The sequence below is a fragment of the Mesorhizobium sp. M4A.F.Ca.ET.020.02.1.1 genome, from assembly GCF_004022645.1.
GTDB lineage: Bacteria > Pseudomonadota > Alphaproteobacteria > Rhizobiales > Rhizobiaceae > Mesorhizobium.
The window spans coordinates 1-810 of record NZ_RZOI01001251.1; the positions used below are offsets into that span (position 1 = coordinate 1).

The 810-nt window shown below is 66.2% G+C and carries 1 protein-coding gene; it reads left to right on the top strand.

All coding sequences use genetic code 11. The features are described from left to right. On the top strand, window positions 1–810 hold an 810-nt coding region (locus tag EN742_RS36430; RefSeq protein ID WP_128333960.1), incomplete at both ends, for an extracellular solute-binding protein.

Below are 810 nucleotides of genomic sequence, written 5' to 3' on the forward strand. Positions count from 1 at the left end.
TCTCAGCTACCACGTGCAGAAGCGGCAGTTCGAGAAGGGCGGCTGGCTGGCCGATATCTCCGGCTATCTCGCCGATCCGACGCTCACGGATTCGGCGCTGGTCGAGGGTGACTTCGCCGATGCCGGCATGGTCTTCGCCAAGGACGCGCAAGGCGCGCTGCGCTCGCTGCCGTTCTCGGTCGACTACTGGATCCTCTACTGGAACAAGGAGCTGTTCGAGGCCAAGGGCCTCAAATATCCCGAGACGTTCGAGCAGCTGGTCGCCGCCGCCGAGGCGCTGACCGATGCTTCAGCCAACACCTATGGTTTTGTCGCCCGCGGACTGAAGAACGCCAACACGCCGGTGTGGACGTCGCTGATGCTGGGCTACGACATGACGCCGCTCGACGCCGACGGCAAGCTGCGCACCCTCTCGCCCGAGGCGGTCGAGGCCGCTGGCCTCTACCAGCGGCTGATGACCAAATCGGCGCCTCCCGGCGTTACCGGCTTCAACTGGGCCGGGGCGCATCCCGCCTTCCTCCAGGGCAAGATCGGCATGTGGTTCGACGTTGTCGGATTCGCCCCGCCGATGGAGAATCCGGAAAAGTCGAGAGTGGTCGGCAAGGTCGGCTATGGCGTCATGCCCAAAGGGCCCAAGGCGCATGCCTCGGGCACGTTCGGCGACGGCATCGGCGTCACGGCGGCCAGCGAGAAGAAGGAGGCCGCCTATCTGTTCTGCCAGTGGGCGGTGTCGCCCGTCATGGGCGCGCGGCTGCTGCAGGCGGGCGCCGGCGTGCCGTTCCGCAAGTCGGTGCTGGAGGATCCCAAAGT